General features: G+C 45.0%; 19 protein-coding genes. All 19 read right to left on the bottom strand.

The window, feature by feature from the left end:
- Positions 1 to 132: 132 nt before the first annotated feature.
- Positions 133 to 408 carry a small, acid-soluble spore protein, alpha/beta type gene (locus tag ACFQ3W_RS25175; protein ID WP_379321993.1) on the bottom strand — a complete coding sequence of 92 codons (276 nt, stop codon included), beginning with the start codon at positions 406 to 408 and terminating at the stop codon, positions 133 to 135.
- A gap of 95 nt (positions 409 to 503) precedes the next feature.
- Positions 504 to 1025: a hypothetical protein gene (locus ACFQ3W_RS25170; protein ID WP_379322001.1), complete on the bottom strand. Its 522-nt coding sequence runs from the start codon at positions 1023 to 1025 to the stop codon at positions 504 to 506.
- A 103-nt stretch (positions 1026 to 1128) separates the two neighbouring features.
- On the bottom strand, positions 1129 to 3657 hold the full coding sequence (locus tag ACFQ3W_RS25165; RefSeq protein WP_379321992.1) for a hypothetical protein: 2529 nt from the start codon (positions 3655 to 3657) through the stop codon (positions 1129 to 1131).
- A 193-nt stretch (positions 3658 to 3850) separates the two neighbouring features.
- The gene (locus ACFQ3W_RS25160) at positions 3851 to 6871 is read right to left on the bottom strand and encodes an Ig-like domain-containing protein (protein ID WP_379321991.1); all 3021 of its coding nucleotides are present in this window, start codon (positions 6869 to 6871) and stop codon (positions 3851 to 3853) included.
- Positions 6872 to 7389: 518 nt separating this feature from the next.
- The gene (locus ACFQ3W_RS25155; protein ID WP_379321990.1) at positions 7390 to 7731 is read right to left on the bottom strand and encodes a hypothetical protein; all 342 of its coding nucleotides are present in this window, start codon (positions 7729 to 7731) and stop codon (positions 7390 to 7392) included.
- 149 nt (positions 7732 to 7880) lie between these two features.
- Positions 7881 to 11855, bottom strand: coding sequence for an S-layer homology domain-containing protein (locus ACFQ3W_RS25150; protein WP_379321989.1), 3975 nt, complete (start codon positions 11853 to 11855; stop codon positions 7881 to 7883).
- Between the two features lie 225 nt (positions 11856 to 12080).
- Complete coding sequence (locus tag ACFQ3W_RS25145) at positions 12081 to 13202, bottom strand: glycosyltransferase family 4 protein (protein ID WP_379321988.1); 1122 nt, start codon at positions 13200 to 13202, stop codon at positions 12081 to 12083.
- A gap of 114 nt (positions 13203 to 13316) precedes the next feature.
- Entirely contained in the window at positions 13317 to 14075 is a 759-nt protein-coding gene (locus tag ACFQ3W_RS25140) for a WecB/TagA/CpsF family glycosyltransferase (RefSeq protein WP_379322000.1), read from the bottom strand.
- 19 nt (positions 14076 to 14094) lie between these two features.
- On the bottom strand, positions 14095 to 15225 hold the full coding sequence (gene csaB, locus ACFQ3W_RS25135; RefSeq protein WP_379321987.1) for a polysaccharide pyruvyl transferase CsaB: 1131 nt from the start codon (positions 15223 to 15225) through the stop codon (positions 14095 to 14097).
- A complete protein-coding gene (locus ACFQ3W_RS25130; protein WP_379321986.1) occupies positions 15198 to 17219 on the bottom strand; it encodes a DUF5693 family protein in 2022 nt (673 codons plus the stop codon). The genes csaB and ACFQ3W_RS25130 overlap by 28 nt, the downstream gene beginning before the upstream one ends.
- 212 nt (positions 17220 to 17431) lie before the next feature.
- The gene (locus ACFQ3W_RS25125; protein ID WP_379321985.1) at positions 17432 to 19150 is read right to left on the bottom strand and encodes a phospho-sugar mutase; all 1719 of its coding nucleotides are present in this window, start codon (positions 19148 to 19150) and stop codon (positions 17432 to 17434) included.
- Positions 19151 to 19171: 21 nt separating this feature from the next.
- Positions 19172 to 19594: a 3-hydroxyacyl-ACP dehydratase FabZ gene (gene fabZ / locus ACFQ3W_RS25120; RefSeq protein WP_379321984.1), complete on the bottom strand. Its 423-nt coding sequence runs from the start codon at positions 19592 to 19594 to the stop codon at positions 19172 to 19174.
- A 286-nt stretch (positions 19595 to 19880) separates the two neighbouring features.
- Positions 19881 to 20081, bottom strand: a complete 201-nt coding sequence (locus tag ACFQ3W_RS25115) for a DNA-directed RNA polymerase subunit beta (protein ID WP_379321983.1) — start codon at positions 20079 to 20081, stop codon at positions 19881 to 19883.
- Positions 20082 to 20093: 12 nt separating this feature from the next.
- On the bottom strand, positions 20094 to 20915 hold the full coding sequence (locus ACFQ3W_RS25110; protein ID WP_379321982.1) for a flagellar hook-basal body protein: 822 nt from the start codon (positions 20913 to 20915) through the stop codon (positions 20094 to 20096).
- 29 nt (positions 20916 to 20944) lie between these two features.
- Positions 20945 to 21841 (bottom strand): flagellar hook-basal body protein, encoded by an 897-nt coding sequence (locus ACFQ3W_RS25105; RefSeq protein WP_379321981.1) that lies wholly within the window; start codon positions 21839 to 21841, stop codon positions 20945 to 20947.
- Between the two features lie 94 nt (positions 21842 to 21935).
- Positions 21936 to 22934 (bottom strand): rod shape-determining protein, encoded by a 999-nt coding sequence (gene mreB / locus ACFQ3W_RS25100; RefSeq protein ID WP_379321980.1) that lies wholly within the window; start codon positions 22932 to 22934, stop codon positions 21936 to 21938.
- A gap of 236 nt (positions 22935 to 23170) precedes the next feature.
- Positions 23171 to 23455 carry a sporulation transcriptional regulator SpoIIID gene (gene spoIIID, locus ACFQ3W_RS25095; protein WP_379321979.1) on the bottom strand — a complete coding sequence of 95 codons (285 nt, stop codon included), beginning with the start codon at positions 23453 to 23455 and terminating at the stop codon, positions 23171 to 23173.
- A 1295-nt stretch (positions 23456 to 24750) separates the two neighbouring features.
- On the bottom strand, positions 24751 to 25497 hold the full coding sequence (locus ACFQ3W_RS25090) for a peptidoglycan DD-metalloendopeptidase family protein (RefSeq protein ID WP_379321978.1): 747 nt from the start codon (positions 25495 to 25497) through the stop codon (positions 24751 to 24753).
- A gap of 256 nt (positions 25498 to 25753) precedes the next feature.
- The coding region (gene spoIID / locus ACFQ3W_RS25085) for a stage II sporulation protein D (protein WP_379321977.1) at positions 25754 to 26742 on the bottom strand (989 nt) is incomplete at its 5' end.

Raw genomic sequence — 26742 nt, 5'->3', positions numbered from 1 at the left:
CATACTAAAAATGCCCTACATCAAAAAATGAACCTTTTCCTGAGCGGAAAAGGTTTGATTGACAATCCTCAAAAGTCATATTAACGTATTTGGCAAGTCATGTCAAAATAAAACGAAGATTTGTGCTAAAATTTAGAGCAAAAAGTCACGCTCGGCTTGAGCGACCAACCGTTTCGTAATTTCTCCTCCGACCGAGCCATTCTCGCGAGAGGTTTGATATTTCCAGCCTCCGCCTGAGCCTTGTCCACCCATAGCTCCCAGTTCACCGGCAAACTCGGTGTCAGCGCCTCCAAGAGAACCAGCCTGGGCCACAGGCAACCCAAACTCAGCAGCAATTTCATATTTCATTTGATCCAGCATTTGACGACTTTCCGGTATAAGTTTACGATTGCGATTACTTCCTGCCATGATCGGTGCACCTCCTGATAATGTCTTGATCAGGCTTTAGTATATGTACAGCGACCATCGCTACACCTATAAATGATTAGTATATATGGCAAACCTTATTTGATTTGGTACCCTCCCCGAACCATAACCGTCAAGTTGTGCGTATCTCCTTCTTGTACTTGAATACCGCGTCCTTCTTTAGGAAAAGAAAGCAAATGGTTGTTCACCACAGCTCCCCCATTCGAAATATCCTTCCCATCCGTTAGGTCCGCAACCCCATTTGAATCCGCGCTGTAGATCACCGCTTTACCCGCGCGAACAATAAACTCCGTACCAGCGGATGCGATCAAAATCTTCCCAGGCTTGACCTCCACAATCTTAACGCCTTCAGAGGCTGAACCACTGCTTGCCGTTCCTTCGCCCTTAGACGGGGTAATTGGAGCAGATGGAGCTGCACCACCGTTTATCGCTTGCTTTATTGCTTGATCCACATAACTCTTCGTCACCACCGGATCATCTGCTGTCCCCGGCTGATTTCCCACGCCAGCGCCTTCCGCTTTCAAATTCATCAATGTGCCTGCCCACACACTGCCCCCAAGCAGCACCACAGCAGCCACGACTTTCCAACCTGTCTTCATCATGTTCCTCCTCTATGACTCTTATAAATTTATGATAGAGGTTTTGGTAGAGTGAGACAAGCCCAAATCCGGGTGTGGATTTGGGCTTGTTTCGTTTACATAATTATTTCGAACCAAAATGTACGGGGGCACTGTAATAATATGCCTGGCTGGCCAACTTTACTTTTTCCCCTTGGAACTTGTCATAAAGACTTATTTCAAAAGATCCAGCTTGTTTATCCTCAAACAAGGAATTACTAAAGCTGAGAGAGTAAGTCTGGTTATCACCGATTTTCAAATCTTGCTCCAGTGCAAGTTCCTGTTCAAAATATTTACCACTTGAGTCTCTTAGTTCCAAAACCAGCTTATGGTCATAGGTGCCAATTTCATATTCACCATTGCGGGATAAGTAATAATCGAATTTGACGTTTACTCCACTTCCCGTTAACGTACCCGACAAGTTTGGAATGGATAGATTATAAGGGAATAAATCAATACCACTTAAGCTATTTCTCTTAGGTTCTAGTTTTTGTTGGTTCAATTCTAGGGCTACTGCATTCACATAGCCCTTAGATTCTCCCTTAGGCGCTGTGAATTTCCCTTCATTAATACCTTCTCCTAGGTAAAGTACCATGTCAGTCGTATCTAAGTTACGTGGAAGTTTAGCCCAAAGGGTAACCAAATTTTTACCATTTGGACTCGTGGAGCCTTCCGGCTGACCTACTGAAGCTTTAAAAACCTGCCCATCTTTTGTTGTATAATATCCTACTAATTGTGAAAGATCCGCCTGACGAGTTTCTTCACTTTTCACTTCTAATTCAGTGAACATTACATTTGAAGATACTCCGGAGTAAAATACTGTTCGTCTTTCTTTAACCTCTGCATTTTTCCCGGCCGTTTTAATATGATATTCCGAACCTTTTGAAACAGTAGGAATAGCAGCCTGCGTTTTTCTCGCATTTACGGTCAAGAAATCTAATAGATTATCACCATTCTTTTCTTGAAGCGTAATCATTGCCTGTTTGAAATCAAGTCCGTTTGGAACCTTAGCGATTAGATATAAATCAGCACTTCCATATGGTCCTAAAATCATTGAGTTGGCTGTTGTTACCACTTGAGTATCAGTGCTTAGGCTTGCTTGATCCAGTTTAAGCACCCCTGCTAATTGAGGCAACTTAACCGTGGTCGCTTTTGTATTCATAACAGTAAACTTAGCTGACACTAAATCTCCATCTGCCCAAGGCAACATTTGAATAGAGCTAAGTTTCAAATTGTATTTCCCATACTCATTCTCAACTGAATATAACGTATCATCCGTTGCCGCAACTTGTTCCATATAGGGCAAAGAGTAAAAAGCAACAGGGAACGATATTTTACTTTTTTGGTCTGCACCCACTTCGGCTGTTTGATTTAACTGTAAGACGACTTTATCCTGTTTAACATATGAGGGTAATGATGCACTAAGATTAATTGTCTTCTCTTCTAGAGGTTTCAAAGACAAATTATCAAAAGACTTCGTACTGATCGGGAATGTATAACCTTCCGCTGAGGAAAGGCTTGCTTCATATTTGGGAAATGAAACATTTTGATTTCCAATATTTCGTAAATAAAGCGAGAAAGACCAGTTTGCGGTATCTTCATCAGCACTAACGGTTGTATTTTTAATTTGTGTTTCAATTTTAGTTCCATTTACCTCTAGTGATTTAAATGCGGCCCCATCCACCAACAAGCTAGCTGATTTTCCTGATGGTATCGAGTATGTAGCAACTGGTAAGTTTTGTTTCAATTCTTCATCACTTGTAACGATTTGTAGCTTTAATTTATCCGTTTTAGCATGTATTGGGAGTTCAGCAATCAACTGTACGTTTTTTATTTCTTGGGGTTGAATTTTAAAGTTTGCACCAGTCTGATCCGTTGATAGCGCATAACTAGCTCCATCCGTTGTAACCACATTAAAGGAATATTTAGGATCCTCGATAACTTTATATCCTAAGTTTTGCATGCTTAAAGTAACCATGGTAAATATCTTATCTTTTGTCTTATAGAGCTGATGATTTTCAAGTTTTGTTAGTACAGGGATATCATTGATTCTTAGCTTTTTAGTCTGTCCCAAACTGGTTAAGGTTGTAAAATTAGCCGGAATCTTAAATGTGCCTAAAGTGTTCTCATAATTAGGTTTACTAAAATCCCATTTAACCAATTGCACCATTAAATCGTTGACAGATTTGATGTTTCCAATTTTCGAAATATAGGTGAGAGTAACCTGGGATTGTGGGGCAACTTTTTTCTTTAATTTATCTTTACTTGTTAATTGTGTAGTTAGAATTGACCCACTTTTCGTTTTAACCTTAGACCAATAATCTAATAATTGAATGTCTCTTTGATCGCCATTATAAATATTTAGTGTGTATGTAAGTATATTTCCATCATCCTGGGCAAGAATATTAACATCAGTAAGCTTTGCATAACTTTTTGAGGTTAAGTGTATTGGGCTCAATTTCTCTAACGTATTTAAATTTGATGACGGAATCGTCGTTGTTTTCTTTGTGACAGTCTTTGCAGCAGCATCAACTGGATTTACTCCCAATGATGCTACTTGGGTCAATAATAATGAACCGGTTAATAATACAGCGACTTTATTTACTTTCTTCAAAGCCGTTCCTCCTTTGTATTCCTCTACTGGTAGCCTTAACTATATAAACGTTTTATGTATGCTAAAGGTTTCAAATTAATTGTTTATAAGTCCCATACAAAAAAATCGAATTAAACTTACTTTGTTTTTCTTTCACTTACTCAACCATAAAAAAAAGGCCTGAGGAGTAGCTCCCCAGGCCTTTTAATGATAATTAATTAGTTCTTACAGCGCTCTTAGCTGCAACAATGTTACCATATTCGTCTTGAATATACTTAGCAGTAGACTTAATTTCGATAGAATACTTAGCATTTGCATTTGCCACAGTACCATCGTTTACTGTTACGATAACCTTGTCGCCACTCACAGCTGCGGTGTAATAAGCAGCAGCCCCACTATCAAGAGTAAGCACTTTGTTATCTGTCAGACGAGTAACGATCAAGTCTTCACCAATAAAGTTATCCAATCCTGTACGCAAGGTTTCAGTGAAGTTAATTTCAAACTTATAAACGGAATCAGTTGCATTAGCATCAACATCATTATAAGTCGATACATTTGTAGCAAACTTAACTTCCGGCTTCACTTGGTCAGCAATAACAGTATCAGTTGTAGCAGTTTGAGAAATGACTTTATCTGTCAAAGCGATTTCGTTTTGAGCAACACCCACAAATTTTGCACCCGCAAATGTTACTGTAAGCCCAGTAGATGTACTAATTTCATTATCCACTTTGATAGTGATTACGTCAGTATTGTCAGCTGTTACACTGTTTACAGTATTACCAGATACAGTAACTTTTGATTTATCAAGGATTTTAGATACAGCTTGATCCAATTTAACCTTGATTTCCTTCTTACCAGTTAATGATGCAAAGTAATTTGTGCTATTTACTTCAAATGCATCTTTAACATTCAAGGAGCTGTAGTCAGCAAGATGAATATCTTTAATAAAGCTAGCAAGATAATTTCCTGTAGTATCTTTTACTCCTTGAATTCTAAGATCAGTCCACTTAGTTTGAACATCAACTCCACCAATTTCAATCGGCAGATCAATTACTACACCCTTACCATCTTGAGTAACAGTAATTGTAGCCTCATTTGGCAAAGCAACCAGCTTGCCATCAAGAGTTAATACATAGTTAGCTTTGTTAACCAATGTAGTTGTGTCCATTTTTTCACTGAACATAACAACAGCGCGACGGGCCTGTGCGTCAACTTTAAACGATGCACCAGCAAAAGTAGGAGCTCCACTGTCTCCAACTGTGAACGTAGTGCTGTAATCCAACAATACGTTGCCAAGAACAGTGCTGTCTTTGATGCCTTTGATGTCTAAAGTATTTGTCCCCTCCGGCAAGTCAGAGAAGAAGTTTACTAGCAGGATGTTATGGTTATCATCGGATTTGAAGGTAGCTCCAGATACTTGACGAACTTTACCGTCTTTATCTTTCACAGTAATCAAATCAGCCCATTTTTGACCCTCTTGAAGGTCTTTACTAAACGTGATAGCCAGTTGTGCTTTTTGACCTGCAGGTACTCTAACATCAACAACAGTTGGACGTTCTGTGTCAATTTGAGCAGTTACTGCTTTTGAAGTTTCACTAATTTGGTTGCCAGAGTAATCCTTAACACCTTCTACATAAATTGTAGTTGCATAAGAAGGCAAAGCATTTTCTTTAGTGAAGTAGAACTCATATTTATTACCGCTTAGTTTAACATAACGTGTAGGTTTAATTTTGGAATCTCCACGTTTGTGGTAAACATTGTCAACACTCAAAGTGTCTGGATCAATATCTTCACTAAATGTAACTGTCAATTTTTCTAAGGTTGCAGTAGCTTCAGAAATAGTAGGAGCTGTTTTATCTTCAGCAACCGTGAATTTATGTTCTGATTTCAAAGATTTCAGACCCGAGTAATCTTCAACACCAGCTACAGAGAGTGTGTGATCTCCGACAGTCAAGTCAGAACTTGATCTCAAAACCATCTCGCGATTATTCACACTAGGAGTACCATAGAAACCTTGACCATCTAAAAGGAAGCTACCAGTGTAAGATTGTTTAACCGGCTCACTAAATACAACTTTAATCGCCTTAGTTCCAAGACCTGTTACACTTTCAACCGTAGGAATCTTCGCATCCACTGGAGCAAATTCAATGTTGTTTGCAGAGATTACTTTAGAACCAGCTTTTACGCCAGATACAGTGAGAGTGTATTTTTGTTGGTTTTGAAGTTGAGCATCCCCGTCCAATGTCAACACAACAGTATTCTTAGCATCATTTAGAACGGCAGATTTGATAGCAAGATTTCCGCTCAATTTGTAGTTATCTTTCAATTGTGCAGTTGCTTTATCAACTTCACCGTCATATTTAACAACTACTTCTTTCAAGTTGTCAGCAGATACACTTTCAACTTTAGTAGCGTCAGTTACTGCCCAAGTTACGGAAGTTTTGATTTCTTTTCCGTCCTTAGTTTTGAAAGTAACGTCAGTTGCTTTGTTAGCTTCCAAAGCTTTTTCCAAAGTTACTTTCACTACTTCGCCGTTGGAGAGCGTGAACTCAACGTTCTTGCTGTCAACTACTTTGTAGGATTTAACCGTAGGAACTTGAGCTGCTTCAAAGATTGCATATGCTGCAACTACTGCTTGGGAACGAGTAGCTTGAGCTTGGTAGTTAATGCCGTCTGCAAGGTACCCGGCTTTAACTGCTGCTGCTACATAACCTTTAGCCCATGCGCTAGCTGTGTTGTTAGCGTCTTTAGGAACTTCCAGTTTCATAGCAGTAACCAATACTTTAGCAAGTTCTTGTACAGTTACTTTGCCGTTAGGATCGAACAATTTCTTAGTAGCGTCTTTACCATTGAGGATTCCAGCTTGGGTAGCTGCTTCAATGTAAGTACGGCCCCAGTGTTTTGCATAGTTCTTATCTTTGTAAGAAGTAGCGTCAACTGGAGTAAGGTTCATCGTTTTAACGATGATTTTAGCAAGTTCAGCACGAGTAAGTGCTCTATCCAGGTGGGACAGACCGTCAGCATCCCCGGACATTACACCTGCAGTTTTCAGTGCTTGGAATTGTTGTTCATCAGTCATTTTGGCATCAGCACCGAATGCTACGGAAGCAAACATGGAGAATGCCATTGCTGTAGACAAAGCTACGGACAAAATTTTCTTCATAACCTTTTTTTCTCCTCCTTGATTAACTATCATATGAGAGTTTTCTTTAAATGAATAGCTCGTGTTACTCATTAGCCATTGCACCCCCTTTCCAGAGCCTGAGCAGGTTTCCTATAAATTAGGTCTGCAGCTAAGCCGCAGAAACTTGTAAACAAATACAAAGAATAGAATGTAGAAATAGACTAGTTTCCTAATCCTACCTAAACATTATACAATGGGTCACCATAGCCGTAAAGCTAATTTTTCTAATAGATAGACAAGTTTCCCCATAAGGAACATGCTTCCTTGTCTAAATTGGTCACCATTGTCAACGCTCTACATCTTAAACGCAGGGGAATTCAAAAAGTTGCGGGGTTTATAAAAAATATTTGCGAGATTGTAACCTTTGCCAAGGTTCCCCTTAGTTACGCCTTTTTGACTCCTCTACCTCCTGACGGAAATTAGTATATCATGCCTGAATATGTCAGTCATTAAGCAACTTTTCCCAGTACCCATCATCTATATCTATGTAATTGAACGTCAAATAAGACGTCCAAAATTGGACGTCTTATTAGGGTATATCCGGACGAAGAGAATCAGATCGTATGACCCTATCTTACTCTCATCGCTAATTGGATAATGCGAGCCCGCATTTGCGGGTCAATATTCAAATTTTCATACATTGTATCGATGGCTTCTTTATTATCCTTATAAGTGCTTTCATGCTTCATGGTGATATGAGACCATTCGATAAGTTCGTCCTCGGCAACACGCAAGTCGTTAAATGCATCATGGAATCCCGTCTCGATGACAAGACCCTCCATAACCTCCTGGGTTACCTCTTGCAACTTAGCAGTCTCTTCAATTTTCTTCTCAAGAACTCTGGATATATCCTCAAATTTTCTCTTAGCTCGCGAGTATCCCAGCTGCGGTTTTGATAAGATCGGTTTCATCTGTTCAATTTCACCCTTTTGCATAAATGTCGATTACTCTGCTTATTGTATCGTAAACCCCAGCAAATTACAAAAAGATGTAATTGGAAAATAAAAAAAACTGCCTACAGGAGTTACCCCATTGGCAGGCTTTTCGCTTAATCATTGTTTTAGCTTAGATTTTTAGGGAAGATCTTTGTGCTCTTCTTTAAAAGCTCCACTGCAATTTTCCCTGCTTCAGCACGGGTCATACTGCTTTGCGGGTTAAAATTATACGACGGTTTCGTCTGGCCCTGTAAGGTAACCTGTTGTCCGTCCATTATCTTAGCCTTGTAGACAGCCTGAACAGCTGGACGAGCATACCGGTCAATTCTACCTGAATCAAGGAACTGCTTCGCCAACGTCGCGTTCAGCTTATCATCATTGGTCGGAAGTTTTAATTTTAGCGCACGAGCAACCATCATAGCTGCCTGTTCTCTGGATACCGGCTCTTCCACGCCAAAGTAGCCTTCAGAAATCCCTGTGATAATACCCACCTTGGAGGCTGTCTCAATATACTTGAAGTCCCAAGTATCCGTTTTAGCCCCAGGCACTACATCAAAGTAGGTTTGAACTTTATTGTCGTAATTCAAAGGAATATTTAATCCTTTAACAAGCAGCGTAGCAAACTCACCACGAGTTGTCAGATCGTCAGCACCAAACGAGTTTGGTTGAATGTTGGACATGATCCCTTTGGAGTATAGAGCATTCAAAATGTTGCGTCCCCAAGGATGGTTTGTAATATCGCTGAATCCTCGACTTTGTTTCATAACAACATAGTAGCCAAAGTCACTGAATGGTACTGTAATGGTGTTGCTTTTCGTATCAACTGCGCCGCCGATATTTTCCCACTCTGAATTTTCTGTGAATCTAAAGACGGTTACAGCAGTGCCTGCTTCATCGACAACATTCTTGTCATATGACAATTTTAGGGTTCCACGCTGCGAAGGTACAAGTTTTCTCTCAGGTTCTCTAATCAAAAGATCTCTAAAGTTCTGAGAATCCGAGTACTGCGGTAAGATCGAGTATGGAGGCAAGCCATTTGTAGCTGGTTTATAGTTATCTCCGCTACCTGATTCACCGTATCCACCGTTAATCCAGTAAACATTGGATACTCTTTGGAAGTTGCTTGTTTTAGCTGTTGAGTTAAACAATTCTACAAGATCTTCCGGTAAGGTTAGGGTTGCAAGCCCATTCGGAGTTCTTGCATCCTTATCCACATTAAAGATATTTCCATAGTCATTACGTCGTTCTACAATCCCGTTTTTAGGATCAGCGATCCCAAATAATATTTTATTATTTGGATAAAACTTAGTCACTTTACCTTCAGATACATTTGAGGTTTCTAACACTGTTCCCTTAGGGAATGACAGTTCCAAGCCCTTATTAAAAGCTGAGTACTTGTTAGCTGCCTTCTCCACCATATACTGAGAGTCTACCGCGATTGCACTTGTATAATATACCTCTACTGTATCATTAAGAGTCTCTTTCCCACGCACAATTTGAATTTTGATTTTGGTGGCTTTATCAGGCTTCAAACCAACGTAGTCATAAATAAACCGGGCGGGCGCTGTATTCGGTAAATCCGTCCGTTGTGTTGCTTCTTCTTTACCTATAAGAACCTTTGTAGCACCTTCTGCTTCAATGTCAAAGCGTACAAAGTTTTTGTTAACAATGATTTGATCCCCTACTGTTGCAACTGGAGACAAAATCCGGTACGGAGCCAGAACTCTAGTTACTTCCATTCTTTGCGAGGTGCGCGCTCCTGTTGAATTGATCAACTCAAGATTGTACACTTGGCTGCCAATCGTATCAAGGGAGATGTTCTTAATTCGCAAAACAAACTTTCCATTAAGTACTGCAAGGTCATAAGCTGATCCACTACGTGTTGTACCTGAGATAATCTTTGTATCGGTCATCGTCGTGTCAGTCAAAATAGTTGACAAGTTATCACCCGCAGGTGCATCCGTCAATGACGAGAAAATCGCATCTGTGCCACGTGTCAGATTAATAATTTTAGCACCTGCACCCTGGATGATTAGATCGTAATTCTTTGCACTCGTTTCATACTTATCATTCGTAAGCTTGAACTCCGGAGAGTTAGCCAAAATATTGGTTAAAATCGTGTTCGTACTACTAGTGTCGTCCAGTTTTAGACCCAAGAAAGAAACCGTTGGGTCAAAAACCTTTGGTCTGAAAACGGAAATGCTCGAGACGTTTGTATCCATAATGTATATCTTCAGTTCTTTGATAACTGTTCTCGAGTTCCCTTTTCCATCCATTGAAACGCCAGTAAATTTAATCCGGTTCTCACCATAATAGAGTGGCCCCTGGATGTCGATAGGTAACTTAAATGAAAAAGATGGAGAACTTACAGTTGGGTTAAACGTAATTGCCTCAGCACCCGCCGGTAAAACCAACTTGTCATTAGCAATCCCGTTTACAAAAAACTGTGGATTGGATAAGTTCTCGAAATCACGATATTGACCTTTAATCTCTATGCTAAGTTGCGCAGAATCACTTGAGTTCTTGGAAATAACTTGCCCATCATATAAGCCTTCTACATAAATATAGTTCTTTGTTGCATACGAAATCATTGCTGTCTTCGACGCACTGGAATTACCAATACTAAACTTGACTTGCTGCTTCCCACTTGAAAAACCAGAGACCTTGAATACTTGTTGATTATTCGAACCGCCAGCAGGCGTTATGGTTGGTCCAGTATCACCTTTTGGCAAGTAAACTGCTTTTAAATCAGCTGGATTGAAATTTTGATCTCCAATAACCAGAATATAAAAATTGTCTTTCTCCAGTTCGGTACCATCAAGGTTAGGCAAAGCATCGATACCCGCCTGTGTAGTCGGCAGAGTTGGAGTATCCTTTAAATACTTCAATCCAGTAATCCCTGTCTCACCTGGTAAATATTTAAAGTTAATATTAGCGAACGTAGTAAACGTATTTCCATATTGAGCTGTTAAGTTAAACTTCTGATCACCTGTTCCGAAGGTGATTGGTACGTCAACCGTCACGATTCTGTAAGCTCTACTTATACCGTCCGGTGCGGGAATTTCTCTTTCCGTACCAACCAAAGTAAATGTATTTGATACATTTGTTGTGTTATTTAGATCCGTAAGTGTTACTTTACCAGTAGTAGCGAATGGACTGCCGGTATCAGTCATTAGTAATGTAAACTCAATGACCCCGTTAGCTGAAGTTGGAGCAGGCGTGGTTGCATCCGTAACTATTGCCACTTTGTTATATACATTATAATTATTGCTATTATATTTCAGATTAATCGAATCAAACGGTTTAGTCTTATCAAAGAAATAAACAGAGCGCTCTATAGAAATCGAATCGGCACCGCTCTTCACGTTGATGACAATTTTATTCAAACCAGGAGTTAAATTAAGTGCTGGCGAAAAAAACTTGCCAGTTTGAGTTAGCGTAGTTACAAGTCCTGTTCCTCCATTAACACTTACAGTGACCTCTGTGGCATTCTTGACTTCACCGGAGATTGAGACATTCTCCTTGTCCGACACAACCTCTGAACCCTCATTTAAATAAATTGTGCCGTAACTTGAACCTAACAATTTCAAATCCTGAACATATGGAACCTGATCAAACAATACATAAAAAACGTCTGAACGTTCTACTCCATTTTGCGAGCCTGACAACGTAATTTTATTAAAGCCTGCAAAGAGAGATAAGTTAGTAACTTTAAACTTCTGGGCGTAGGTGGAAGAGGTACTATCCTTAGATATATTTCCATTTTTAAATTGGGTGCTATCTGTTTCCCACTCATTGGTTTTAGAATTTAGTGTCAAGCGTTCAATCTTAACCTTTAATGAATCCTCTGTAACATGAGAGTAGGTACCCGTAAAAGATAAGTTAGGAATACTTGTAATATACATCCGTGAATCACGAGTGATTTGGTCAGTACCTGGGGTAGTTGTTAGTAATGAAGTATTTCTTAAAACTACATCATCCGGTATGAAGTAGTTCGCTTGACCAGCAGCTTGCGCCCGTTGAATCAGCCCCGGTGGAAATAGGGTAAAAATCAATGCTGCCAGCACGAACCATACAAAGGGCTTTTTGATGCGTTGCATGGACTATCTCTCCTTTTTCAAATCAATTTGAGTGCCTTTCCCCAAGATCAAGCCTTGGAGAATTCTACAAAGTCATATAGTTTTGTTATCGGTCATTGAACGGTATTTTTTTAGAAAACAGGAAAATTATATAGAAAAACAACCCCTGCAACGAACGAAGCGCAGCAGGGGTTGTCCAACACTGATATTTATAAATAATGGCTACAGTCGTAGCTTACAATTCCTTTACTTCGACCCACGCTCTGCCCCGACCTTCATGCGAAGGCGAGAAAGGAAGTTGAGCAACGGGCGTTTGGTTTTGCCGATCAGGCCGATGACTTCGGCCCCGATTTGCAGGAAGAAGACCATGACACAGATGACGACGAAGGTTACCCAGTTGGCGTTATACATTGCCGCAGATGATTGAATGACGGCGAGCACGCCGAAGAAAGCGGCGATACCATAAATGATCAGCACCGTCTGGCGGTGGCTGAAGCCAAGCTCGCGCAGGCAGTGGTGCAGGTGCCCTTTGTCCGGCGAGAAGATCGGTTTCTTCTGCATCCAGCGGCGGATGATGGCGAACATCGTGTCCGACAGCGGAACGCCGATCAAAATGAGCGGTGTCAAGAACGAGACAATGGCAACCTGTTTAAACCCAAGCAAGGAAAGCAGCGCCAAGCAGAATCCGAGGAACAGTGCGCCGGAGTCTCCCATAAATATTTTGGCAGGATGAAAATTAAAATACAGAAAACCAAGGATGCTACCGAGCAGAAGCAGGCAAAGCAAGCCAACAATCACATTGCCCATTACCAAGGCCATCACCGCAATCGTGGCGATAGCAATACCGGATACACCCGCTGCCAATCCATCCAAACCGTCGATCAGATTGATGGCGTTCGTCACGCCGACGATCCAGAGGATGGTAAACGGAATGCCCACCCAGGTTTCGAGTGCAGAGTACGTATGAAACGGAATATTAACAAATTCAATCCGGATATCAAATCCGAACACGACGACGCAGGCCGTCGCTATTTGTATAACAAACTTCAGCTTAGCCGGCAAATCAAAGCGATCATCCAAAGCCCCCAGCAGAACAGTAATCGTACCACCTACCAGGAAGGCCCAAATGAAATTCATCTCGCGAGCCGAAACCGTCTCTGGAAGAAACGGGAGAAGCAGAAGCAGTGTAATGACAAAAGATAAGAAAATTCCTAAACCGCCGAGTCTTGGCATAATTTTCGTATGCACTTTCCGTGCGTTGGGTACATCCACGGCGCCAACTTTAAAAGCAAATTTCTTCACAAGTGGCGTTAACCCTAAAGCCAGACCGAGCGATGCAATGAAGCCGATGACATACATCATCCACATAGTTAAATTTCGACCTCCAATTATTCTGCCGGAATGAATTATACTCCGTTTGAAGAGAAACACCAACCCCGTTTTTGAGCAAAATAACGCATTTTTTCATGAAAATCTAACTTTTTAGCCCATTTTCGTTAGGTTTTCTTTCTCCCGTAGCACGCGAATAGCAAATTTGGGCAATGCCATCATTCTGCCAAATCGAGTTGGTTCCTTTAACAAGCGGTACAGCCATTCCAGTCGAAGTTTTTGGAAAGCCTTCGGCGCCCGCTTCGTACGGCCGGAAATGACGTCAAAACTGCCGCCGACGCCCATCATAACCGGAACGCCTAAGGTAGCCTTGTACTTAGCGATCCACGGTTCCTGCGTATCCGCCCCGCGAGCGACAAATAACAAATGCGGCGCTGCCTGTATGATCTCCTGGATGATCTCCTCATCCTCATCAGGTCCAAAGTAGCCATCATGGTAACCGGCGATAGTTACTCCAGGATATTGCGCAGCCAAGCGGCGAGCCGTTTCCTGAATGACTTCAGGCGTGGAGCCAAGCAAATACACTCTCCAGCCAAGTTTTTCGCCCTGCTTCATTAATTCATGCAGTAAATCATATCCCGGCACACGCTCCGCTACCGGTTCGCCGCCTTTTTGCGAGGCCCATACGACTCCGGTGCCATCCGGGATAATCAGTTCAGCGGTCTTCATCATCGCCTTATAGTCCGGATTCTCGATGGCTGCCATCATCATGATCGGATTGGCTGTAATGATATGGTGCGGCACTCCCGAATTTATCACCTGGGTCAAATAGGCGACCGTCTCCTGCATCCCCCATTTACAAACGGGAATACCGAACACCGAAACCGTAGGAACAGCTTCATTTGACTTCATAATCACCTTATTCCACCCTTTACCGTAAAAATTCAATGATGCGCTGCGCCGGAATTCGTGCTTCACGCTTGAGCTCGGCAATTTGCGAAGCATGCGCTTTCCGCCACATCCCGCCTTCGTTCAGGAGGCGTTCACCTTCTGCAGCGAGAATCCGCGGGTCCAGCTCCTGAGCTGTACCGACCGGAACGCTGCCGATCCGGCCAAGAAACTGGTCAATCTTCGGATCGTACGAAACGCCAAGCAGAGGAACGCTCTGCGCGGCGGCATAGATCAAGCTGTGTAGACGCATGCCCACAAGCAGGCTGCACTTGCTTACTTCCCGCAGCATGTCCTGCGGATTTTCAATTTCAGGAGCAACACTAACCGTGCTGCCGTGTTCAGCTATGTTTTCGAGCTTATCCATCACAAACCGGGAAGCTTCATCATCACCCGGGAAATGAAACGGCAAAAATCGAATATTTACGCGCTTTCTACGGCTTAAAAGTGACAATCCTTCAGCCAATTTGCTCAGTTCAGTACGTTCCGGATTCCAAAAACGGACGGATACGCCAACCACCGGTAGATCGGATTCATGTGTCGACTCCTTGCTTACCGAAGCTTCCGTTTTCTCCGGCAGCGTCAAGCCCATTACCGGGTCCGGCACAACCTGTACATCGTTCTCGCGCAGCCCCATACTGCGCAGCAATCCGGCCGATTCAGCATCCCTCACGGAAATATAATCGCAGCGGCGGAACACGGAGGAGATCATCGGCCGGAACAGCTTCCGGTTGACCGGTCCAATCCCCTGCGCATAAATGAACGTCGGTTTACCGAGCCATTGGGCCAGCTTAATGACACCCAGATAATAAGGAATGGACTTCATCCCGGTGGCGTCCTGCAGCAGGCTTCCGCCTCCGCTGATCAAACCATCGCTATTTTTTATAGCGTTCCTTACCTCGGACAGTTTCATCCGATGAACGGCCTGAACCCCATAGGTCCGGCTCGTCCATTCCGGGTCAATCGACAGTACTACAGGCTTGATGTCCATACCGGAGGTGAGGCCCTCCTCCTCAAGTGCGATCAGAATCGACTTCAGAACTGCCTCATCCCCGCTGTTGCGAAACCCGTAATAGCCTGATAATACTATAGTTTTAGTAGTCGCGGCGACCATTTATCCCAGCACCTTTCAATGATTTGCCAGATCAGAACGGCAATCAATCCAACAACCAGGCCAAGGCCAAGCCCCAGCACTCCGCGAATTAGTGAAAGAACAGCCGGCGTATGAATATGAGCAAACGTATCTACCATGGACAACTGTCCCATGACGGCAATAACCATGGCATAAAGCGCCCAGCGATAACGGAATGCGGCGAATATGCCTACGATAAACAACGGATGAGCAAGCAAAAATTCCTTGTTCCGCGGACGCACGCCAAAGGTGTTCTCCAGGAACGAACGGAATGCAGCCTCACCCGGTAATAGTGTACCCGAATTGCCTGTACGGGAAAGATAATAAAGTGCTGCTACTCCGAGTACAGCAAAGGCCACAACCCAGATCAGGGTGATCGGCATCTTCATCCAATTCCGCAGCTCCTGGAATACTGAATCTCCAAGGTACAAGAATACATAAATCGCGATGAGCAAAATTGGTACAAAATGCAGCAATGCAACGCCGCGGAACTGAGTCAGCACGAGGCTGTACGTAATATTGTTAAGCAAAGCAATTACAAACGGTACTGCAGCTAAAGACAATACTGCGGTTTTGACATAAAGCACGATCGTGTGAGTTAGTCTGCGTCCTGTAGACAGCTTCAGATGCTTGCCCTGAAGTTCTTTTACCTTACGAATGGCTAACACAACAGCAATCGTTGGCGCACTAATCGCAACACCCAAGGCCAAAGCCTGTTCATACAGCACCGGCTTCAGGACGTACAACCCGGCAGAGCCTATCAGTCCGATAATCAAGGTAGCTAAGGTCAAGGACGGCAGGAAGCACGATACGAGCAATGCGATGAATGCCACACCGCCTAACACGACGACAGCCTTCAGATATGTCTGCCAATCTGAATGATGAATGGTGAAGGCTTCGGCTTGTCCGAGCTCAAAACCATTATTTTGAATGCGTTCAACAGCCTTTGCTCCCGGTGCTTGCAGCGAATCGATCAAATTGTCGATCGGATTTGTTACTGCAGCTTTTGCCGGATCTTTGGAAGGTGAAGCATTCATGTAAATCATCCGAATATTCCGGTCCTTGGTGGCCAGAACAAACCGGTCCGCCAGAGTAGCTTTATCATCGCTTGCATCCGTATCCGAAATGGAGTGCAGGCGAACTACATTATAATCGATTGAATAAGCGAGTTTATTGAAGCCCTTTTGCGGCTCCTTCAAGCCTTCAATCACGGCGATACCGATTTTGTGCTTGTTCAGCAAATCTGCAAAGCCTTGCAGACTGTTCAAATGTTCATTATCTTGATACCCTTTGACCGATTCGCCGTCAAACAAAATCCGGTTTATCCCGTTTTCGGCAAAAAAGGCAAGCTCCTTGTCCATTTCTTCCTGATTGTAAGGAACATTGTCCGACAAACGAGGCAAAATATGAAACCCTTTGTCGCGGAGCATCGCAAACGCAATTGGATCAAGCTGCATCGGTTTTAGCATGGCTTCTTCCATGCCCATTCCGATGACCAGACCGCTATGATCTTGGTATTTCCAGTCGGTAACCGGAACATCCAATTTGCGGAATGCATCCTCGATCATCGGCCGAAGCTGCTGCTCGTTGTCATTGCTTGTAAAAGCGATATACGTATAATTCCCATCCGGGGAAATGACGGATTGGTTCAGTTTAGCTGCGTCCAGCGCGCTGAACACCATAATCCGCCTCGCTTTCGACAATTCGTCAAGTGTGCTTTCAAACATCGCCATTGTGCTGACGCCGGCTTTCTTCAGCCGATCGAGCTGTTCATCCATATATGCCGACGGATTTGCTTGATAAGAAGCCACTTCCAACAGACCGCGATAATTGAAAACAAACTCAACCTTGTTTGAGGACGACTCCGTTTCCACCCGTTGATAGATGACGGGCAAGGATGTCACAATTCCAATAATTACTAAAACCCACAACCATTTGCGGGAAGCGTTATTCAACCGCTGCCAACTTCGAATCACAAAGGTACCTCCTCAAGAAATCCATAAATGCCGTTGATTTATCGGATCCATGTTTATAAGAGAACAAACTGCAAAGGCACAAATATGCATCCAAATGGATCGTCCGATAATCAACTGTCCATTTTTATCATACATGTACCTAGGCAGTAAATCCTCTCAAATTGTCATTTTTTCTGTTAAATCAGGTTAAAACAACTCAAGCAAGAAAGGAATTAGGCATCGACACGAGCCAGCACTTCCTCCTGCATCCGAGCAAGCCGCGATTTGGCGTCCTCATCCGACGTACCACGCACGGCAAAATAGAATTTAATCTTCGGTTCCGTACCGGAAGGCCGGAGACAGAACCAGGAGCCGTCCTCCAGCAAGAATTTCAACACATTTTCCTTAGGAAGGCCGTCCAAACCAAGCGAGTAGTCCAGCAGCTTCGTGATGCCGATCCCTCCGACCTGTTGCGGCGGATTGCTCCGGAAATCTTCCATGAGCGCACGGATTTGTGCAAGACCGTCTTTGCCCTTCAAAGTACGCGATGCGAGGGCTTCACGATAGTAACCAAATTGAGCGTAAAGATCTTGAAGCACATCGATCAATGTTTTCCCTTGGCGCTTATAGTAGGCTGCCGCTTCACAAATCAGCGTGGAGGCAACGATAGCGTCTTTATCGCGTGCGTAATTACCGGCCAAATATCCGTAGCTTTCTTCGTAGCCAAACAGATACGTGTGCTCCCCGGATTGTTCAAATTCGTTCATTTTCTCGCCAATATATTTAAAACCGGTCAACGTGTTAAACACAGCCGCTCCATAATGACGAGCAATTGTAGCACCAAGCTCACTGGTTACGATCGTCTTCACGACCGCGCCATTGGACGGAAGCTTACCTGCCTCCTTCAATTGGCTCAGTACATAGTGTACAAGAATGGAGCCGGATTGGTTACCGGTAAGTATTTCATATTCGCCTTGAGCGTTTCTGACAACAGCCCCCATCCGGTCAGCATCCGGGTCGGTACCAATCAGAATATCTGCCCCGATCTTTTTGCCAAGCTCAATCGCCATCGTAAATGCTTCACGTTCTTCAGGGTTTGGCGACTTCACCGTAGTGAAATTCGCATCAGGCAATTCCTGCTCTTTCACGATATGCACTTGAGTGAAACCGATCTTCTCCAGCACCCGGCGAACAGGCAAATTGCCGGTTCCATGCAGCGGTGTATAAACGACCACCAGATCCTTAGCCGCTCCAGCAGCCATTAAATCACGGTTCACGCTTGTATTTGCAACTGTCTCTGCAAAAGCCTCATCTTCGGCTTCACCAAGCCAGATGAGCAGACCGCTCGCTTCGGCTTCCTCGCGGGTCATCCGTTTTACTTGGGCAAAGGAGGTAATCTCTTGAATGTTCGCGATAACGCGCTCCGCTTCATGAGGTACGAGCTGACCACCTGTGGCGTTGTAAACCTTATATCCGTTGTATTCCGGCGGATTATGGCTGGCCGTTACGACGATGCCGCCTGTCGCCTGCAGATCCCGAACCGAGAAGGACAACTGCGGCGTTGGACGAAGCGATGGGAACAGCTTCGCGACAATGCCATTTCCAGCTAACACCAATGCCGCTTCCAGTGTAAATTCCGGTGAAAAATGGCGGCAATCATGTGCAATCACGACGGATGGACGCCCTGCTTTATCTCCATGAGCATCTAAGATATAACGGGCAAAACCTTGCGTCGCACGGGCAACGGTATAACGGTTCATCCGATTGCTGCCTGCGCCAATGACACCACGCAGTCCGCCGGTTCCAAACTCAAGGTCGCGATAGAAGCGATCTTCCAGTTCGGCCGGGTTATTTTCCAAGTTGCGCAGTTCCTGTTTTGTTGCTTCATCAATCGATGGGTCGTTTAGCCATCCATTCAATTTCTCTCTAGTGGCTGAACTCATTTCAGTCATGGCGTATTCTCCTCCTTGTGATTACGACAATGCAAACATGATTTCGCCTTCAGCAACGACTTTGTCGTCTACCTTGGCAACCGCCCGGCCTTTGCCGATCGAGCCTTTGAGCCGTGTGATCTCAACTTCAAGGTGCAGCGTGTCCCCAGGAACGACTTGCCCGCGGAAACGGAAATCATCCAAGCCAGCCAGGAAACCGATTTTCCCCCGATTACACTCAAGGTGCAAAATCGCTACCGCGCCCACTTGAGCCAGAGCTTCAGTAATCAGTACCCCAGGCATAACCGGATAGCCGGGAAAATGGCCTGCAAAAAACGGTTCATTCATCGTAACGTTCTTGATACCCACAGCCCGTTTGCCTTCCTCCAGCTCCACAATCTTATCCACCAGCAAAAATGGAGGACGGTGCGGGATGATCTCTTGAATTTGATTAATATCAAGCATATGTAATCTCCTTTCCGTTTTGGCGAGTCTCGTGACCGGTCACCTTTTCCCTAATCTGAATAAAACGAAGGATAAACGGTCAAACTGTAGCTATCCTTCGCATCTGCAGAAGCGAAGGTTAAGATAAGGGGCTTATCCGCAGGCGGCCGTAGGCCGCGTACGGATGAAGCCCTTTTGATTTTTTACATCACCGAACAGTACCCCATCATTATACATTTTCCGCATACAAAAAGAAAACTCCCGTCATCCGAGAGTTTATGGACATATATGACTCATTTATGCAGATTTATGGGGCAAACACCAAATCGAACACATGCCGCCAGGTATCAAGATGCCAAATGTCGGAGGCGTCCTGTTTGCCAAGGACGACATACCCAACCACGGCACCTGCTATAAGCGCGGCTACAAGAAGTAAAATAATTAGTACAATACGTAGGATAATGATCCAAGCAGGCCGCCCTGGGGCCTGTTGATTCTCCTCTGTCATGCAGTCACCCACCTATCCGCGCAAGTTGTTGGCCAGCTCCATCATTCTTTCGCTGGACGTCAGAGCCCGCGCTGATAGCTGATACGCACGCTGGACTTGCATCATATCCGTCATAGCATCGGTCAGACTCACGTTCGATGCCTCAAGAGCGCCTTGGCGAAGATGGGCTTGCTGGTTTTCAGGCAGCGTCGCCGTATCTACCATAACGTTAGCTTCAGTAGCACCCGGAGCTAACACAAACAAGTTTCCATCCCTCTGCTCCAATCCATCGGGACGCTTCGGCGTCATAAGAGCAATCCGTCCGGCATCTGTTACCGTGCTGCCTAAGGTTGCACGGATATTCCCTTTATCGTCGATAGCCAGTTTGGACTTGGCCGGTACGGCAACCGGGTCTCCATCAGTATTAAGTACGGCGTACCCTTGGCTTGTGACCAAATAGGCTGAATCCGGGTCGGCCGGGTCAGGTTGAATGTGAAAATCCCCGCCACGAGTGTAAGCTTTCTCTCCTTTCGGAGTCAGCACAGTAAAGAGAGCGTTTCCTTCAATCGCGAGATCTGTCGAATTTCCTGTCTCTTTGATCGAGCCTCTCTCAAAATTTACCGTGACACCCGTCATATTCGAGCCATAACCCATGTTAAAACCAAGCGGAGTCACGCGCCCTGGCAGCTTCAAATCCGAAATCTGCTGCTGGACAGCCGTCAGCGTATCCTCAAAGGTCGCTTCTTTACGTTTATATCCCACAGTGTCTAGATTGGCCATATTATCGGAGATCATATCAAGACGTTGCTGAATGCCGCCCATTGAGACCATAGCACTGATCATGGAGTTGTTCATCTGGCACCTCCCCAAAGTAAGGCTGCGCGTTATACGCGGCCGATTTCATTCACGGCTTTATCCAAGCTTTTATCGTAATATTGAACGACCTTCTGGTTTGATTCATAAGCACGCATGGCCGCCATAAGATCTACCATTGATTGAAGAGGGTTGACGTTGGATACTTCCAAGCTGCCCTGACGCACTTCAACGCCTTCATCCGCATTCATGACCCGTACTCCAGTCGTTTTTGGATCATCGACGCGGAATACACCATTGCCCTCACGGATCAAATCTTGGGGACGATTAACGACATTAACTCCTAATGTAGCGAGTACTACCGGATTTCCGGTGTTGTCATACGTAAACAATTTGCCTGCAGAATCACTCTTGAGCTGATCCACGGACACGCCAGGACCGAGAACGATCGCATTCCCTTTTGAATCAAGCACACGGTAACCGGTTGAAGTTCTAAGCTCGCCCGCCGCGTTGACGGTAAAGCTGCCATCACGGGTGTACCGAACGTTTTTATTGTTATCTTGCACCGCAAAAAAAGCTTGCGGACGATAGATGACTTCGCCATTGGCACTTACATATTTGCCGGAAGCATCAAAAGCAATTTGTGCTCCGGTCTTCGGGTCTTTGAGACCAACGCTCGAAATAATCGTAAAATCCGTGTTCTTCCCCGTTTCCTTCAGATCTCCTTGGACAAAGGAAGGTATGCTTTCTTCCGCAAACACCCCGGTTATCAGTTTCCCGATGTGGGTTGTGCCCCCAGAAGCCTTGTCTCCCATCAGAGAGATGAGCATCTCCGGAAAAGAGTGCGCCACCGTATCTACCTGCTTGTAACCTGGTGTACTGATATTGGATATATTTTGGGTTACCGTATCATGCCGCCGCTGCTCCGCGATCATACCCGATGCCGCTGTATAAAGTCCTCTTAACATAACCTTCCCCCCAAACGGTCTACTGTGAGATGAATTAGATTTATATTTCAACTGCCATACGGCAATTTACATTCCATTCTTATATATCGGCGGATTAGAATTTTTTCTTAGAGACTTTGTCCAAATTATCGAGCATAATGCCGGTACCTTTTACGACACAATGCATCGGGTCCTCCGCAATCAGTACAGGTACGCGAAGCTCCTCGGCCAAAAGCTCGTCCAATCCTTTCAGCAGAGCGCCTCCGCCGGTTAGTATTACGCCGCGGTCGATAATATCGGCCGACAGCTCCGGTGGAGTGCGCTCCAACACCGTCTTAGCCGCTGTAACTATATTGGATACCGGATCGGCAAGCGCCTCCTGCACTTCAGCCGAAGTGACGGTAATGGTAAGCGGAAGCCCGGAAACCATGTCCCGGCCGCGAATATCCATTTCCGCAATCTGTCCGGTCGGATACACAGTTCCGATGGCAATCTTGATATCTTCTGCGGTCCGTTCCCCAATCAGCAGCTTGTACTTCGTTTTAATATATTTCATAATGGCGGCATCGAACTTGTCCCCTGCGATTTTAATGGACGAGGCCGTGACGATGTCCCCCATGGAGAGCACCGCCACATCCGTCGTCCCACCGCCGATATCGACAACCATATTGCCGCTCGGTTCATAAATGTCCATACCTGCACCGATGGCCGCTGCCTTCGGTTCTTCTTCCAGGAATACTTCCTTAGCGCCGCTATGCTCAGCAGCCTCGCGAATCGATTTCTGTTCTACGGAAGTAATGTTCGTTGGTGCGCATATCAAAATACGTGGTCGGCTGTACCAGCTTCTTCCTCCAACCCGATCGATAAAATACTTCAGCATCGTTTCCGTAATTTCAAAATCGGCAATGACCCCATCCTTTAACGGACGAATCGCGATGATGTTCCCCGGCGTTCGGCCAACCATCCGCCTCGCCTCTTCACCGACGGCCAGTACGCGTTTTACGTTGCTGTCAATAGCCACAACAGATGGCTCGTCAAGAACAACTCCCTTTCCTTTGACATGGATCAGCACGTTAGCTGTGCCTAAATCAATACCGATATCCTTGCTCATCATCAAGATGCTCCCCCAAAGCGTATTTTTGTGAATCACGGAAAGGACGATGCTGCCTTTTCCATTTATACGGTAAAAGTTCCCGTAGCTAGAAGTATATTTCGACAATAGCCGATGCCATTCGTAAAAATTCGGGATAAATGGATGAAAATCCACAAGCTTATACCATATTTTAAAATACCATACTTTAGGGGATGTATTCAATGACAATCCTGAGGAACAAACTTAATATTTACCCACTATTTGACGGAGCTAATCACCTCGCGTTTGGACTGTCCTTTCTTCTTATACTTGATTTTCGTCGCTTCTCCTCCGCGTAGGTGCCTAATCGATTTGTGATATTCGAGAATGTGCTTCACCTGATCCGCTAAATCCGGATTAATTTCCGGCAGACGTTCCGTTAAATCTTTATGCACGGTACTTTTCGATACCCCAAATTCCTTGGCGATCGTTCGAACTGTGTGCCTCGTTTCCACGATGCAGCGACCTATTTTAATCGTGCGTTCCTTGATGTAATCGTGCACGCTCCCGCCTCCCTACTCGAGATAGTTTGGTACATTATATGAGGGGCGTGCCCATATATTCTTTGTTTCCAAGCCTGACAAGCTTGGGCCAAGCCAATAATTTTTAAACGGGGCCAGCGGAATGTGCAAAATTCAGGTGTGCTTGAAGTGGATTGAAGGCAATGAAATAGCGGTCTCATTCATGTGACGCCGGTGGTTGGTGAGGGCAGATGTAGGCTCGATGCATGTATGCGCGATGTCCATTTCCGCTTTGGGGAGAGAGTGGGTGACTTAGTTTGGGGGGACTTTGTTGGGGGACTACTTTGTTGGATACCTTTGGAAGTAACTTTGGAGTTGGAGTGACTTTGGAGTGCCTCAATGGGTATTTATGAAAAATTCGATTGATTGCACATTTTAGGGTTACTTTGCGAGGAATTTTGTATGTGTCTTAGTGAGTAACTTTGTAAGAGCCTTATTGAGTAACTTTATTGAGTGCCCTTGTGAGTGCATTAGTGAGTACATACGCGAGTAACCTTGTGAATGCCTTTCTAAGTGCATTAGTGATTAACATTGTGAACGCCTTTCTAAATACATATGATAGTGCATATGTTAGTTATCTTTTTAGCGCTTTTATTAAGTACCCTTTCGAATGGCTAAATGTATTTAGTACATCTATTTGATGAGAAATATCCATTTTCATCGGTTTAGCTGCAGAAAGTGCATCTAAAAAGCGCCGATCTCCCGTTTATCCGCTGACTGAGCTCATTTAGATGTATTTTTTACATCTACATTCACCAACCTCCGGGAAATCGGTAAAATAACTGCACAAAATACAACTAAGCTTCAACTCCGTAGCTACTGACGCTGCGTGTTCTAAGCACTTCCCTTTCCAACAGCTCGTCATAGTAGTTCGCGTTTTCACGTTGGAAAAGAGAGTCGGCATGAGGGCTAAATGTATTTAGTACATCTATTTGACAAGAAATTTCCGTTTCCATCGGTTTAGTTGCAGAAAGTGCATCTAAAAGGCGCCAATCTCCCGTTTATTCGCTGACTGAGCTCATTTAGATGTATTTTTTACATCTACATTCACCAACCTCCGGGAAACCGGTAAAATAACTGCACAAAATACAACTAAACTTCAAAACCGTAGCTACTGACGCTGGTTGTCAACATGCGAGGCGAAGGCTCCACTCCTGAACCTACAAAAAAGCGGAAGGCCAGCGGGCCCTCCGTTTTTCACTCTACAATCCCGGAACAAACAGAGAAGGTAGCGTACTTTATACTTCTATTCAGCTTTATTAAGTTAGTTATGTTGCTTAGTTTTTCGGAAGCACCGTTTCCGGATTCACCAACTGGTCGTTTTCATACACCGCGAAATGGACATGGTTATCGAGGTCTTTCTCCAGTTCGTTGCGTCCGGCGCTGCCGATCAGGTCTCCCTGCTTCACTTCAGCGTCTTTCTTAACTTTTACTTCGCCCAAGCTTTCGTACACAGTCTTCAAATTGTTGGCATGCGTAATTTCTACAACATAACCTAGGAGCGGAACTTCCTCTACGCGAGTTACTTTTCCACTCATTGCCGCTTTAACCTCAAATGGCTTGCGGTCTTCCCGGGCCAGGTCAATGCCTGTGTTCCCCGTGAAAGTATCGTTGTGCTGCACTAACGCGGCCTCATGCTGCTCTGTTGTCCCCTTCGTATCATAGAAAGGTCTAACGATGGAAACTTCAGCGACGTTAGCTACCGGCCAAACAAGGTCTTCGGAAGTAGCGATTACTTCTTTAGCGTCCCCCTTGGCTCCTTCCTGACCAGTCACACTCTCTTCACCGGATAGGTTTACGGATTCGGTCACACTGGCGGGGGTCGAATCCAGCGGTTTTTTGCTGGAATCCTGATAGACCCACACTAAGGTTAGTATAATTGCCGCTGCCGCCACGTATGCTGCTGGGAAAACCCATCTCTTTGACAATAGTTTCTTCCACGACGATGCCGGTGCAATCGGCTCTCCCAGTCCTATTTTAGGAGATTCTTCGTGGGGCTTGTTCTTTTGATTTTGTTCATTCATTGGTCATCACCTCAGTAACATTGTTACCGGGGCGAACTCTTTTATACTTGATTTATACTATTTTTTTAAAAATAACTAAGAGTGCAAGTTTAGAGCACATGCCGTGCATGATAAAAATTCTGGTTCATGGCCTTCTGCAACCGCAGTGCCCAAGATGGCTTACTCCAGGCCCGCTCCATAATAATCTCTAACGTCCACTCCCCACGGTTCGTGCGAATTGCTAGAAAAACGCCTCAAGTAATCACCAAGGTTTTCACTACTTTATGAAATGAGAGGCTTGCTGAAAGCTTACTCCCGTATAGTAGTGTTTGAGAATCTGGGTTGCTGTGAAGCCTTCCTTAGCCATCCCGTTGGCCCCCCATTGGCTCATCCCAATGCCATGTCCGTATCCGTAGGTAGTAATCTTTACATCCTCGCCGTCGAGCGCCATCGTAAACTGGGTTGAGCGAAGGCCGAGCTTCTCTCTCACCTCACGGCCGGTATAAATCTGTCCTCCGATGCGAATCTCTTTTACTTTGCGTCCCGTTGTCAGCGACAATACTTGAATCGGTTTGTTCACCTTTCGAGTTTGGGCTGTTCCTGCTTGTTTACGAGATGAGGAGCCACTAGCAAATGCAGACTCGCTAGTTTCCGAAGCCTGCTGCCCCAGCTTACGCAGCACTCGATCCACCGGAATGTCAAACGTCTGCCGGTTCGAAGGATTGATCGTTGCTTCCCAAGGGCTCGGAACGCTGCGCAAGTAAGGTATTTTTACAGACCAGTATTCTTCGGAATTTTCGGTATAGCCACCGCTTGATGAGAAAAAAGAGGCCGTAATCGGCTTTCCCTGGTAGACGAGGACAAGCCCTTTCGTCTGCTTCACTGCCTGCTGGAGTTTAGCCAGCCCCTCGGCTTTGCCATTGTCTGGCCACTTGCTAAGCTGGGCCTGAGATATATAGGCTTGATGACTAACAGTATCGTTAACATCAGCCCGTCGGTTCGGCGTGCCGCTGGTATCCCCGGTGGCCAAGCGGCGCACGATGAAGGTGCGCGCCGCGATCGCCTGCGCTTTGAGCGCCTCGAGCTCGAAGCCTGCCGGCATCTCGGCGGCCAGCACGCCGGTCACATATTGCTCGAGCGGCACGGTTTCGACGCCGCCGGTGCGCGACAGGTACACGCGCACCGGCGGTTCGTCCGCCCGCTCCGGCGTGACCGCAGGCGGAGCGGGCCGCACGGCGCCGGCCGCCTCCGGCAGGCGCGGCGTGG

This window comes from Paenibacillus puldeungensis (assembly GCF_042678945.1).
GTDB classification, from domain to species: Bacteria; Bacillota; Bacilli; order Paenibacillales; family Paenibacillaceae; genus Fontibacillus; species Fontibacillus puldeungensis.
The sequence above is the reverse complement of the archived record's forward strand: the minus strand, read 5'-3'. Positions and strand labels throughout refer to the sequence as shown.

What these genes read in the sequence shown, in the direction of transcription:
- ACFQ3W_RS25175 (WP_379321993.1), bottom strand. Translation starts at nt 408, where the DNA reads ATGGCAGGAAGTAATCGCAATCGTAAACTTATACCGGAAAGTCGTCAA.
- ACFQ3W_RS25170 (WP_379322001.1), bottom strand. Translation starts at nt 1,025, where the DNA reads ATGAAGACAGGTTGGAAAGTCGTGGCTGCTGTGGTGCTGCTTGGGGGC.
- ACFQ3W_RS25160 (WP_379321991.1), bottom strand. Translation starts at nt 6,871, where the DNA reads ATGAGTAACACGAGCTATTCATTTAAAGAAAACTCTCATATGATAGTT.
- ACFQ3W_RS25155 (WP_379321990.1), bottom strand. Translation starts at nt 7,731, where the DNA reads ATGAAACCGATCTTATCAAAACCGCAGCTGGGATACTCGCGAGCTAAG.
- ACFQ3W_RS25150 (WP_379321989.1), bottom strand. Translation starts at nt 11,855, where the DNA reads ATGCAACGCATCAAAAAGCCCTTTGTATGGTTCGTGCTGGCAGCATTG.
- ACFQ3W_RS25145 (WP_379321988.1), bottom strand. Translation starts at nt 13,202, where the DNA reads ATGTGGATGATGTATGTCATCGGCTTCATTGCATCGCTCGGTCTGGCT.
- ACFQ3W_RS25140 (WP_379322000.1), bottom strand. Translation starts at nt 14,075, where the DNA reads ATGAAGTCAAATGAAGCTGTTCCTACGGTTTCGGTGTTCGGTATTCCC.
- csaB (WP_379321987.1), bottom strand. Translation starts at nt 15,225, where the DNA reads ATGGTCGCCGCGACTACTAAAACTATAGTATTATCAGGCTATTACGGG.
- ACFQ3W_RS25125 (WP_379321985.1), bottom strand. Translation starts at nt 19,150, where the DNA reads ATGACTGAAATGAGTTCAGCCACTAGAGAGAAATTGAATGGATGGCTA.
- fabZ (WP_379321984.1), bottom strand. Translation starts at nt 19,594, where the DNA reads ATGCTTGATATTAATCAAATTCAAGAGATCATCCCGCACCGTCCTCCA.
- ACFQ3W_RS25115 (WP_379321983.1), bottom strand. Translation starts at nt 20,081, where the DNA reads ATGACAGAGGAGAATCAACAGGCCCCAGGGCGGCCTGCTTGGATCATT.
- ACFQ3W_RS25110 (WP_379321982.1), bottom strand. Translation starts at nt 20,915, where the DNA reads ATGAACAACTCCATGATCAGTGCTATGGTCTCAATGGGCGGCATTCAG.
- ACFQ3W_RS25105 (WP_379321981.1), bottom strand. Translation starts at nt 21,841, where the DNA reads ATGTTAAGAGGACTTTATACAGCGGCATCGGGTATGATCGCGGAGCAG.
- mreB (WP_379321980.1), bottom strand. Translation starts at nt 22,934, where the DNA reads ATGATGAGCAAGGATATCGGTATTGATTTAGGCACAGCTAACGTGCTG.
- ACFQ3W_RS25090 (WP_379321978.1), bottom strand. Translation starts at nt 25,497, where the DNA reads ATGAATGAACAAAATCAAAAGAACAAGCCCCACGAAGAATCTCCTAAA.